This is a genomic window from Oribacterium sp. P6A1 (genome assembly GCF_000702885.1).
In the GTDB taxonomy this organism is placed as follows: domain Bacteria; phylum Bacillota; class Clostridia; order Lachnospirales; family Lachnospiraceae; genus Oribacterium.
This window is the reverse complement of record NZ_JNKO01000009.1, coordinates 66,687-80,613: the sequence shown is the minus strand read 5'-3', so window position 1 is coordinate 80,613 and position 13,927 is coordinate 66,687. Positions and strand designations below refer to the sequence as shown.

Genomic DNA, 13,927 nt, shown 5'->3' with positions numbered 1-13,927 from the left:
TAACGCATACGCCTTGACACGTATGCGTAATTTTTTTTATTTCTTTGTATTTATTTAAAAAATTATAAGCTGTTTATTAAAAATTTATGTACATTTATGATAGTGGTAGTATTATAATTAGATAATAAGTATAGGTAATACTGGCAAAAATTTTAGTAAGAGTAGTTTTTTGAGTGGGGTTTAGTAATGAATAAGCTGACAAAGCAACTGTTATCACTTTTTCTCTGCGTACTCATGGTTATCGAATCAGGCTTCAATGCAGGCATTACAGGCTATGCAACCGAGAAAGCCTCAGGTTCCGGTATATCAGTATATGCGGTAAAAGTATTTGGAAGACTTAAGGAGGACGTGGCTTATCAGACTGTAGAGTTTGGTACACCAAAGTCCTCGCTTAATTTGCCTAAAACCATATATGCCCTTGCTTCAGATGAAGAAGCGGAGCAGAACGATGATGAGGATGAGGTTTGGATTTCCACAGCATCAAGTGTGGATGAAACCGCAACATCCAGCGAGGCTTCAAAGTCTCAGCTTAATAAGAGCGTTGACTTTATGACCGATGATCAGAAGGAGGCTTTAATCGAACTTCTTTCTGATGAAGAAAAGCCGACCATCAAGGAGCTTGAGGAAAAGAGCGGCCTTAATCTTAAGGGTTATACAGTCATCGATCTCCCCCTGACCTGGGAATCGGATATGACTTTCGGAGGAGAGTACGATCCCAAGACGCCTGGAGTTTACAGCTTTACATCGGAAGTGAAAAAAGAATCCAAGTACGTTCTTTATGATTCTGCATTACCGACTATAAGCGTAGAGGTGCTGGAGGAGAACAGCGAGGCATTTTCAGCTGTGTGGTCAGATGATGATGTGGAGATCACAGTAACAGCCCCTGCCGGAGTATTTCCTAATGACAGTATTCTTAAGGTTGAAAGAATCACAGACGAGCAGGACAATAGAAAGATCGAAGAGGCTGTAGAGAAGACTCTTGACGGTGACAAGTCAGTCAAGGATTCTTTCTCATACGACATCAAGGTGACAGATCCTGAAGGAAATGAACTTGAGCCTGTAACTGCCGGAGGAAAGAAGGTAGAGGTTACATTCAAGTCTCAGGCCATCAAGGATGCATCCATGGAAGAAGACCAGTATGTATCTGTTTACCATTTCAAGGATGTGGATAAAGAAGATGTTGAGAAGGCTGCCAGGGCAAAGGCGGACGAGGCTGATTCCTTTGTGGGGGCTGTGGTTGATTCTGTTGTATCCTTTGTTACCAGACAGGATTCCGGAGAAAAACTCAAGAAGCCTGAATACATTAAGGCAGAGGAAACTGAAGAAGCTGTTATCGAAGATTCAGAAGCAGTAGAGACAGAAAATTCTGAAAAGATTGAAAAACCTGAGGAGACTGATTCAAAGGATCAGAAGTCCGGTCCAAAGACAGATGACAGTGATCTTGTTTCTGAAGATGGTGAACTCACAGTAAAAACAAAAGACTTCTCTATATATACAGTAGCTTTTTATTCTGAAAAGAGTAACATCAAGGCTTATTATATAAGTCTCGGAAGTGACAGTGACTCAAAGTATTCATATGAAGAGGGAGACACACTTACTCTTTCCATAACCGCAGAGGGCGGAGAGGAGAAAAAGATTGCGGCTATATATTCGGATGAAGATACATTTGAGGCCTTCAGACAGCAGATAGCTCAGAATCCTGATGATCTGCTGGGACTTCTTGAAGATGAAAATATCACTGTCGGAAGTGAGATAAGCGATGTTCCTGCAAAGACCGGCAATATCGGTCTGATTGCAGATTCAAAAGGAATCAGTATCAAGGTAACAGCCCTTCACAGAAATGGAGTTACATATAAGGTGACTTCAAGAGAGAAGCCGCCTGTTGATGAACACGAGGCTGTAACCTTCAAGGGTATATACTGGGATCTCGATCAGAAGTTTTATGCTGCCCAGAGCGCTCCTAATGTAGAGGGTAAAATCACCTATGAGCTTTCGGGATTCGGAAGCAACGGCGGCAAGGCCACAGTATCTGTCATAGATAAGGACAATGGTTCATATACTCTTTCTGTTGACAGTGATTCTGAAGGAAACGGCAGCTTTGAAGTTAATGCAAGTGACAAGTCCTTTACTATAGATTCAACTGATATAGTTGAGATCAAGCCGGCTGACAGGGATGACTATTCCTATACGCCTGAAGGCGGACCGCATGCGATTTCGATTGATGCATCGGAGCCTACAAGCTTTACATTTATAAATAATAAGAATTATGCACATACAGTTCATCTGACTGTAACCAAGGATGGAGTACTTGATTCTTCAGATTTAATTGACTATACCATCAGCGGCCTTTCTGCAAATGAGGATGTAATCATCAGAAAGAAGATCGGCAGTGAGGTTGTTGACGATGCCGCACATAAGGCAGGAGAAGACGAAGGTACCCGCATCTTTACTTTGCCTGCAAGCATTGCAAGTTTCAGCGTTCTTGCAAAGGAGAAGACAATTACGCTTTCGGCTGCAGCAAATGAGAACTCAGCTGATAACCTTATTCGTAGGACAGACCTTCTTCCAAAGAACTTAAGTGATGAGACAGCACTTGAGCTTGTTTTTGATGTACCAAAATTCACAGTAGTGCTTTTGGATGAAAGCAATTTAGATGAACACGGTAATCCTAGGGTAATAGCTACTTCGAAGTATTCTGCTACAGAAGAATATAATAATCTTAACGGCAAGGGAGACCTGGCTGAGATTTCTGCTCTGTTTAATGTGCCTGAATACAGGTTTAAAAATGCAACCATTACTATTGGTTCCGATTCGGAGCCTATTAACCTTGGTTCTGATTCAAAGATCAATTATTTCAAGTATCAGAATGGAACAGCAGATCCTGTTGCTATTACAGAAGATGTAACTCTGACTCTTAACTACACTGAGCTGATTTCTTACCCTGTATATCTTTATACCGAGAATGTCACCGCCGGAACTGACATCAATTTTATAATTGATGGTTTAGGCGTAGATAATGTTTGTGATGTTTATATTCTGAACAAGTCAAAAGAGATAAAAAATACTCTTAGTAAAGATTCAGAAGGAAGATATACCTTTAAGAGAGAGATCAACTCTCCTGTAGACTACTACCTTCTTGTAGTATCCGATGACAAAGACCTCACAATGATGGTTGATGCAAGTGGCACTACTTTCCAGCGTCGTCTCGGAACAGGTGTTAATCCTATAACACTTGTAAAGAAGGCTGAGAATTCAGATTACAAAGAGAATCAGCTCTTTATTGAAAACAGAGGAATAAACCTTTTGGTCAAGAAACTCTGGAAGGATGATGGCAAGAGTGATGAAGAGAAGAATGCATTTGTAGGCGCTGATGTCGAGAACTATATGTATCTTGAATACTTCATCGAGGGCATAAGCACTGAATGGAAGCGACTTGATGCTGACAGCATGAAGGGCGAGCTTTGCTATGGTGATGGCGTTGAGGATTCAGATGTTCCCCGCCCTACATCCGCTAATTTATATGAGCACAATGTATCGGTTTATACCTATAAGTTTTCAGACGGATTATATGATAAATATGTTTTCTATAATTCTGAAACAGGCAAGCTTGAAAGTGCCACTATTAAGTACCGAATTGCTGAGGAAGGTGATATCAAGAAAAAGTACTTCAGCAAATACATTGAAGACGCAGATGACCGCAACGGTATGGTTCTTTGCAACAATGAGATTCAGACTTTTAAAGCAACAATCAAGTGGAACGATGAAGATGCCCGTAAAGAAGGAGATATAAATCAGGACAGACCATCAGTAGAAGACTGGTTAAATAAAAACACAAATAAGATTACCCTTTATAAAGTACTGAAAGGGGACAAAGATAATCCTGTTGAAGTAGAACTTAAACCGGCTGCAAACAGTTTTGCTGATATTGATGACTTTTTTGAAGGCGCTATAAGTGTAGTTGATAATGGTGATACATGGTCTATCGAAATCAAGGGCTATGCTTTTGATGATACAGATTATCCTGTTCATTATTATCTGACGGAGGAACTTGAGGGACTTCCGAACACTACCGGAACAGATGGTAATGAAATAATTAATCGTCACTATGTTCCTTCTTATGAAAATACAGGAAATGCTTCAAATTACATTGGCGGTCTTTATGATGGCGGAACGCTTGTAAATATTCTTGCCGGCCAGACACAGTATAAGATGTACAAACTCTGGAAGGATACTGTGAAGACTAAGGAAGATTTAAATACTCGTCCGGAAGCCAACATCATCATATACAGACATAAAAAGACTGATGACGGTAGTTTTCCTCCGTTAGCCGCAATTCAGGATGAGACTGTTGAGAGACCGATAGTTAAAAATATCATACCCTTTAGCTTATATGAACTGACACTTCCGTTAAAGGATGTGGAAGGTAACGAGAGATACTTCGATGCCTATAACAGAGACGGAGCTGAGTTCATTTATGTAGGTAAAGAAAAAACTGAGACTAAGCAAGGTACAAGTCCAAACCACTACGTTACAGAGCTTCTTGATAAAAATGGGGCCAAAGTAGAGGGAGGCCTTCATGACGGACATTTTGTATACAACGGTGAGACCCTGATAAATCTTATCAAGGACACTGTCAGTGTTAATGTGTCAAAAACCTGGCATGCTGTTGCAAGACAGGATACAGAGGCAAAGGTTACCTTTAAGCTTTACAGCAGTTTGACAAATCCTGCGAACTATAGTGATCTTGAATCCTTTAAAGCAGTTGCCACCTATTCAGAAGTACCTGATACTGAAAAGGTGATGGATTTCTCTGCTGAAGTTACTTCTGACAGCCATACATGGCATGTCGACAAATATGATGAGGAAGGAAGAAGACTTTACTATTTTGTTGAAGAAGCCGGTGTTCAGACTAAGGTCGGAACAAAACTAGAAGATGCAAATAAATATTCTGAGGGAGGAAGAGAGTATTTCCTTACAAAGGATGGGTATCGTTATGTTCAGTCTGTAACAAGGAACTATAGCGACAATACAACCCACTTTGAGAATACTCTTGTAGGTAATGCTCAGGTCAAGCTGGTTAAGAATTTCAAGAATGGTCTGTATGACTCAGATAAGACAAAATTTGATAATGGTGAAGAGATTTCTTTCAGGTTTGATGTTTACCAGGACAAAATAAGAATAGGAACCATCGTTAGAACCTATAAGAAAGGCAGCACCTACAATAAGTTAAATGACGACGGAACATATACTGAGACTATCTTAAACAGCTCAGAGGATTTTGTTGGATTAACAGATGTAATCATCGTAGACAGATATGATACGGCCATCCTTAAGTTAGAAAATTCCAGCATGAAGGGGTTACTCCCTCGCTATGATGACAATGGTGTAGAGTATACATACTCTATCTTTGAGCATGAAGAAGACCCTAACAGAGGCTATATTCCAACAGTAATAAACGAAATAACTGAGCCTACATATTCTGAATCAGATAATACTGTTGTTAATCCATATATCGGATCCAATGGAAAGGAAAATGCCGATTACTGTGATAAGTATCTTTTGGATTCTGTATCAATCATTAACGGTATAGGAGAGTACGATTACGCTACTGTTTATAAAGAGTGGCTTGATGGTGATGATTCGGAATCAAGAGAGAATGTGACCTTTGTCCTTCAGCAGAAGAAGGGCGATGGAGAGTGGACCACAGTGGCTGATAAAAATGGCTATAGCATTAACCCTAATGATTATAGCTATTCGAAGTATGTCTTTATAGAGTTGCCGAATGGTCAGGTAAAAACTGATTTTAATAATTGGAGGAATAACGGCTATCAGGAAAAAGACGGTTCCGGTGAATTCAGAGTACTGGAAACAAAACTTGGAGATAAAGAAGTTCACTATTACACCGGTAAGGATGGAGAGACCGTTGTAAATTCCGTCAATAGTGACTGGCAAGGTAAACCTGAAAATAAAGCCGATCATTATCTGAGCCATGACTGGAATCAGTATGAAGGTGGTAAAAAAGCCTCCATTGAGAATCTTTCAAGAGAGACAGATGATTTCGGATTTGTTCAGGGCAGTACATATGATTATGATGTATTGCTGATTAACAGTGAAACAGCAAAGAAAGGTAAGGCTACAAGCAGTTACATTGATTATCAGTATTTCATGGATAAAAATGTAATAGCCAACAGAAATTTTGACTTTGCGCTTTGCAATGTAAGAGTTGGTGTTGTTTATGTAGACATTCACAAAACCTGGAACGATGGTAATAATATAAATAAGTCCCGTCCGGATGCTGTTGAACTTAAGGTCAAGATAAAAAAAGGCAATAATGAGAGTGAATATGCTACAGAAACTGTTGAACTGAATGCAGAAAATGATTGGACTGTCCATCTGGGACCATATCGTAAGTATGGTGATAAAGGTGAGTTAATTGAATATGAGCCTGAGATTTTAAAGAATGCTGACGGTAATTATGAGAAGCTGATTTATAAGGCTGGAAGAGAAGATAAGGCTGAAAAGTACTCAAAGCTCTATGCCATAACTTCAGGTTCCAATCGTAAGGGCGAATTGTCTTTAGGTGAGGAAAACCATACAGGTGACAGATATACAATCTCTCTTGTGAATGAGCTTTCAGCAACAGTTACTCCTGTTGTAAATAAGTTCTGGGATGATTCTGATGAAAAGACGAATACTCGACCGGATATTTACACTCATCTTTATCGAAAGTATGTAAATAATGAGAAAAAGGAGGTTATAGAGCAGGTAGATGAGAAAACCTATGTTGATTATGACTGGTACACAATAAAAGATAAGAAAACAAATAACTGGTGGCAGGAAATCTATGCGCCTATGCCACGATTCAGTCAGGATGGCAATTTTTATGAATACACATACTACATAGGTGAGGCTTATGATTCAGAAAACACAAACGAATATACTCAGATAGGTGCTTTTACAGATGCTCCTGATTATACTGACGAAAGCAAAACAGTTGCGAAGTATGATTACGAAGGCAAGACACCACAGACTTTGCCTTGGCCGAAAGTTGCTGATGGTGAAGAGCAGCCTCATATATTTGCCGCAGAGGTAACGCTTAATCCTGATGAGGCCGGAACCATCGTAAACAGACCTTATAATGACAGAACTGTCAAAGGTTTAAAGATTTATGAGGATATCCCGGAGGGATACAGTACTGATAATCTTCCTACAGTTACAGTACGTCTTATGAGATCTGTAGAGGGAGGCAGTAAGGAGCCGTCACCGGAGTACTATTTAAAGCCTGATGGCACAGGCAAAAAGATTCTTGAGGAGAAGATAGTCGATGGCAATATATTATATCTTACTACTGAGCTTGCCGGCGCAAATTCACTTAAGAGTAAAGAATTCAAGTTCTATAACACGGATGCAAAAGGTAATAAGGCTACCGGAAGTGAACTGGAGGAAGCAAAGGTTCCTAAGTATGATAAACATGGTCGCCCGTACATCTATACAATTGAGGAGGTAGAAAAGGACACAACTAATAAGCCTATAGAGTCAACCTATGAGTTTAATGTAAATGATGACTCATTGACAAATGGCATACAGGCATCAAATAAGTACAGAAAGGATCAGGATTACAGCATCACTTTCTATAAGAAGTGGACAGGCTTTGATCCTGAGACAGGAAAATTTGATGATAAATACCTGAAGGAATATTTCAGGAAAGATGAAAATGGACATTATGTATATGGACCGAATTATCTTCCAACAATAACTATTCGCTTGTATAGATATCTGCTTGGAAATGATGGTAAGGTTATAGGTGAGCCGGAATTAATCGGCAAGGATGGCAAAGCAACAACTAATGAGAGTGATGCCGAGATTACATTAACCTATGATATGGACAAGGACTTCTTGTCATATACATGGAATAATCTGCCATACTATGCGCCTAATCTTAATCCATATAAGTACATGATTTCTGAAAAATATGTGAAGATGAATGATGGCAGGATAGACAGCAATGGTTATGAGCACATTTATGAGGCCAAGGTTACCAGGAATGGCGATTCGGTAACATTTGAAGAAACCGGCGATAATCTTTTCCAGTTAGATGCAAATAATAAACAAACTAAACTTACTTCTCATGGCGATAACTGGAAAGGCTATGATATCGAGGTTAAGGGAACGTATACTCCTCCTACAGAGGGTACTGCGGGTCACGGTACCGGTACGGCTGCAATCATCAATGGTTTCTCAAAGATTCGTGGCGATCTGATAGTTAAGAAAGCATGGCAAAATGCGTCCAGTTATGACGGAATAGATATTTATCCGGATTCCATTACATTCGAGCTTTATAAAGCGAAGGATAACAGTGTCAACAATGGGGGCAAGGATAAATTAATAGATACTTTTGAACTTAAGAAAAATGATAATCCGGCATGGACACACAAAATAGAAGATAATCTTCTTTACTATGAACCAAGAGGATACAGAAACAGATATTACATTAAGGAGGTTGTACCAACAGGAGAGAAGGCATGGAATTTTGTTCCATTTGTCTATACGACGAATTCAGTTGTAACCTGTGTGGATCGGGAAATAGAGACGACACTGACACATTCAAATAAATTTAAAACTGTAACGCTGTATGCAAATAAGGAATTGAATAATGGTGAATTATCTACAAAGGAAATTCAGACCATTTATAAAATGGGTGCAATTCCTGAAAAGATAACTTACAGAATTTATTATAAGGTTCAGGACGGCGATTCCGGTTGGAAGTTGCTTACAAAGACAGCTAACGGCACAACCAGTGAACAAACCATTACATCACCATTCAATTATGATGCTGGAAAGTTCAATGAGACTTACAGAAGCGGACTTCCTGCTTATGCTTATGATGAAGATAAAAATAACTATTTCGAGATCAGCTATTGTGCTGTAGAGTATAAGGCTCATTACAAAACAGTTACGATGACCAGATCAGAAGATAGCATTGCCGCAGAACTTTCATCTCTGTCAGAAAACGATAACAAGTTTACATCATCTGTATTCGACGGATTTGCAGGATTTAAGTCAATGTCTTCTGAGACAGTTAAGAATACGCTGAATGATTCTGCTAAACCTAGCGAATTTAGAACAACAGTCAACAATGATCTCGATCTTACAGAGCTTAAGGTGACAAAGACCTGGGAAGGTGAGAAGAGAGATTTTGGAAGTGATATTAAGTCCATAAGTTTTGCTCTTCAGAAAAGACTTAAAGGCTCTGATAAAGCTTCTGACTGGAAGACAGTAGAGAAGTGGAATGCTGATAAAGTAGAGAATTGGACAGAAACGATCGATAGAAAGACTGTACAGACTGCTTATTTTAAGAATCTTCCACTGAAGGGTGAATACAGTAATGACTACATTAACGGAAAGGAGTATGAATATAGAGCAGTTGAGACAAAGATAACTCATACGGATGGAACTGTAGACATAGTATTGAAGGGTGATAATTCATCAACCGGAGATCAGAATGGTGATGCAGGTGCCTATGTATATGAGTCCACAAACAGTTATGACGAAGATACCAAGAAATTTGAGACAAAGGCAGTTAATACACTGAAACTTGGAGAAATCGCTGTAACTAAGAAGTGGGAGGACTTTGGTGATAAGTATGGTTTAAGGCCTACGACTCTCATTGTTAAGCTTTTTGCATCCGGTAAGGTTAGGGATAACGAGAATAAACAGCTTAACAAGGTTTCTGATGGTAAATACCTTCTTGAGTCAAAGACTCTGAGTGATTCTAACTGGACCGCAACATGGAGTGAACTTCCGCTTTATGGTGCAGACGGTAGTAAGATCACATATACCTTAGAGGAGTATGTGAAAGTAGGTAATGATGAAGTTCCTGTATATAATTATGACGCAACAAGTTTTATAAAACCTGATGGCGATATTAAGACGGGAAATAAATCAAATCCTGTAGAATTAGTTCAGAATGATACAGTTGAAGTACAGTTCACCAATAAACTCATAACAACATCATACATAGTAGAGAAGTACTGGGATACAGATGAAACTGATCCAACCCGTGCTTATGTTGATGGTGTTGAGAAGAAGGTTACTGTAGCACTTCAGAGGTATGATGCCGGTAAGGGAGAATGGGAATTTGTTCGGACTAAAGACGGAGAGAAGGTAACTGCCGTTCTTGAATATAGTAACGTTCCGGAGCTTTGTTACAGACATGAGTGGAATGATCTTCCTGCGAAGGATGCAGATAATAACGACTACAGATACAGAGCAATTGAGGAGAAAATTCAACTTATATCCGGTACTAAAGATAAAGATAAGACATTCAATGTTACGACTCCGAGTGAGACAGTGGTTGATGGACGTACTATAAGGACCGGCGTAGTCGGAGGCTATGATTACAAGGCCGAAGAACAAATAGGTTTGTCAGTACTTAGCAACAAGCTTAAGAAGAGAAATCTCTCCATTACGAAGCTGTGGGATGATGACAATGACCGTGACGGTATCCGTCCGGAAAGTGTAACCTTCTACTTACAGCGTAAACTTAAGTCAGAGGCGAAGGATAAGTGGGCTACATTATCCGAGCTTCCCAGAAAGATCAAAGCTACAGAATCAGGTGAGTGGGAAACTGCTACCTGGGAAAATCTCCCGATGGAGGATGCTTTTGGAGAGAAGTATACATACAGAGTAGTTGAAAAGGATATCACAGATGGATATATTCTGAGACGATCTGATGTAGATGTAGATTACAGCGTATTCAAGAGAATCTATGATGCTATCATGGAGATTACAGCACCTGTAAGAAGATTTATTTATAAGCTCCTTACAGGACAGGATTTGGATGAAAGCTACTATGATGAGGGATTCGTACTTGATGAAGATGTTGAGACAACTTCTGTCACATATGTAAACATTCATGATCTTGAAACAGTTGATGTGGAAGTACAGAAGGAGTGGATAGATCAGAATGATAAGTATGGAGAAAGACCTGAAAGAATTTGGGCGGCCCTTTATGAGGAGTATTTCGATCCTGTTGAAAAGGCTACAGTCAGTCAGATAGTTAAGACTATCGAGATTGCTGATGGAGCGAGAATAGAGGCTGAAACCGGAAAGGTAGTAGAGCTTGATAATCCGGTTATCCTTAGTTCAGGTAACGGTTGGAAGGCGACCTGGAGTAATCTTCCTAAGTACAAGAGAGGATTCAGCGGTAAAAACAGAACAGAAATCAGATATGTTGTTAAAGAAAGTCCTTATGAAGAAGACGTTGATTTTAACGAAAGAGAGGTGGAAGGATACACTAAGACAAAGGCTGAAACAGAGCGTAAGGCTATAGACGAGACCAATAGAGTTGAGAATTCCAACAGCAGATATAGTTATGTAACTGCTTTGGAGAATACGGTTGCTACGACTTCTGTTATCGCAAGGAAATCATGGGATGAAGGAACAGACATCACTAAGGTAAACGAAGAGTATGAGCGTTATGTAAACATTGCACTTGAGTACTCCAAGGATGGTGGTGGAAGCTGGAAGCCTGTTATAAATCACCTTGATGAAAACGGAAATCATGTGGCAAGCGGAAGTGAAGTAACAGCTGTACTTTCAGAGAGTAATGAATACAGTTACGTATGGGATGATCTTCCTGTTTACGGTAACGATGGTGATAATCGTGTTAAGCTTTCTTACCGGGCAGTTGAGAAGTCTCTTGTAACCGTGGATAAGGAAACCAGGGAAAGAGCAGAGGTTAAACTTGACGGAAAGGTCATCGGAGCTTACAACTACGACTTTGATAAGGTCGATCAGGAGAATGGAACATTTGCTTCATATCTCAGCAATATCCTCAGGAAGGGAGATTTCTCCGTTACTAAGGTTTGGGAAGATGATGATGACAGAGACGGTAAACGTCCTGGCAGCATTAAATTCCACTTGCAGCGTAAGCTGGAGTCTGAGAGTGATGACAAGTGGAAGACAATAGAAGGATTTGATCAGAGTATCAGTGAAACTGACTCAGGTGAGTGGGAAATCGCTTCCTGGTCACAGCTTCCTCTGAAGGCTCCAAACGGTGTGTCATACGTCTACAGAGCTTACGAGGATGAGGCTGAAGCAAATCTTTCAACCAGAGGCTATGAGTTCGTAGCTGCTGAGGGAGTCCTTCTCGAAGAAGGTGAGCTCGTAAAGAGCACATGTTCTAATATCCACAAGCCGGGTACGGTAGATGTTACTGTAACCAAGAAGTGGGATGATAAGGACAACAAGTATGGCGACAGACCTGAAAAGATTTCAGTTACACTTTGGGCATACTTCTATGATGAAGATAACCAGAGAGTAGATGTGCCTGTAAGCCGTATGCTTGAGGATGATGATCTCAGTCTCGGAACGGTGAAGTTTGACGATTATACTCTTGATGAGAAGAATAACTGGACAGTGACATGGACAGATCTTCCGGAGTATAAGAGAGGCTTCAGAGGCAAAGAAATCAGCTACTACGTACTGGAGGATGACTTCGGACATGCTTCAGAAAGCGATAACAAGGTCAATGGTTACATCCAGGATGAAGACAGAAGTACCGTGAAGGTTACTGAGGATGCATCCGGAAAGAAGATTTTTGAGATTACTATCACAAATGCTTTGGATACAGTTAAGATCCTTGTTCGAAAGAACTGGGAGAACGAGTATGCCGGCGTAGGAAAGAACGTAACGGGAGCAGAGGTTGTTCTTCAGAGAAAGACTGAGGGTACAGACTGGATTAATGTTACCGAAAACGGAACAGACTTTATACGTGTCATCAGTAAGCCTGAGACAAGCATTACCATAGATGATCTTCCTGCATTTGACAGTGCCGGTAACAGATATAGCTACCGTGCGGTTGAGAGCAGAATCTATCTTTCTGACGGAAGCAGTGTCAATGTCAAGGAAAAGACCGATGATCTTACCGGAGGACATGTAGGAGCGTATATTTATAAATCAGACACGACAGAGACTGAGGACGGATTCATAACGGATATCACGAACCGTATGGATACAGCTTCCCTGAAGGTTTCAAAGATCTGGAGTGATGATAATAACAAGAGTAATAAACGTCCTAAGGAGCTTAAGGTAACACTTAAGACTACAACGGTAGATAATGGTACAACCACAGACATTACCATTGACGGACTTAAGACAGAGACAGTTCTGAATGCGGCAAACAACTGGGCAGATGACACAACATGGGCATCCGTTCCTGTATATACCGCAGACGGAAAGCGTATTTACTACACATTCACTGAAGAGAGTATCACAGGCTATAAGGCTTCTTATAAGTCTGTAACCTACGGTACTGAAGCTCGTACAGGTGATGGTACAGTGGCAGCAAGAGTATTTACAGAGAGCGAAAAGCTTTCCGAAGTAGTATTCACCAACAGCTACACCGGCGGCAACGGCGGTGGCGGCGGAAGCAATGGCGGCGGTGGAGACGGCGGAAGCGGCGGTGACACCCTCGGCGGCACCCGCGATAATCCGGGTGATTCAACCGATGATGGAGAGGTTCTCGGTGCAAACCGTGAGATACCTGAGGAGCCGGCAGTTTTAGGTGCATCAAGAACACCTAAGACAGGCGACGAGTCCAACATGATTTACTACGGAATCGGTGCTATCTTCTCACTGGCAGTACTTGCAGCATGGTTTTACGCAAGCAAAAAAAGAAAAAGGGCAGCAAATGTAAAGTAATGATTCATTAGCAGTCCTGTAAGGGATCCCCCGGAGCAGAAATGTTCCAGGGGATTTTTCTGTAAAAAATATAGTGGGTTTTTCTAAAGTTATAAGTTATTCCTGCCGATAAAGATTTTGTTGATAGAGAAGAGAATGACAGGGAGTATTGCACACGGATGTGTGCTTAACGCTAATCAGTGAGTGGCAAATGCTTCTGGCACTCATGTCACAGCGGCCTAGG

General features: G+C 40.6%; 1 protein-coding gene. It reads left to right on the top strand.

Annotation, left to right across the window (positions count from 1 at the left end):
- Nucleotides 1-186: 186 nt before the first annotated feature.
- The gene (locus T515_RS08280; RefSeq protein ID WP_036609700.1) at nt 187-13,704 is read left to right on the top strand and encodes a Cna B-type domain-containing protein; all 13,518 of its coding nucleotides are present in this window, start codon (nt 187-189) and stop codon (nt 13,702-13,704) included.
- The last annotated feature ends 223 nt before the right edge of the window (nt 13,705-13,927 follow it).